Origin of the sequence: Allobaculum fili (assembly GCF_020969955.1) — a bacterium.
Taxonomy (GTDB): Bacteria; Bacillota_I; Bacilli_A; order Erysipelotrichales; family Erysipelotrichaceae; genus Allobaculum; species Allobaculum fili.
The window spans coordinates 1-255 of the sequence record NZ_JAHDSX010000171.1 but is presented as its reverse complement, the minus strand read 5'-3'; the positions used below and the strand labels follow the sequence as shown (position 1 = coordinate 255).

The window sequence follows — 255 nt, the reverse complement described above, 5'->3', positions numbered from 1 at the left end:
CGATATCCGTCGCATTCGAAATATCCTGACCGAAGCCAATATCCGACTTGATTTGATCTTCTCGGGTGTTGAAGGGGAATCGGCAAGGAATGTTATCCAATACCTGCTGGACACGGAGGTGCCGGTATTGGAAGAAGTACAGAAGCGGATTCGTAAATCGTGCAGTATCGTCAAGTTTGCCAATGCTCAGGAGCGTAAAGAAAAAGAAGAAGAACTTTATAAAGCGTTCGCCGGCGCCAAGTTCTCCCCCTCGCA

The 255-nt window shown here is 48.2% G+C and carries 1 protein-coding gene; it reads left to right on the top strand.

The window, feature by feature from the left end; translation table 11 throughout:
• Nucleotides 1-255 (top strand): hypothetical protein (locus Afil_RS10960; protein WP_230268568.1); only part of this gene is annotated, 255 nt, incomplete at both ends.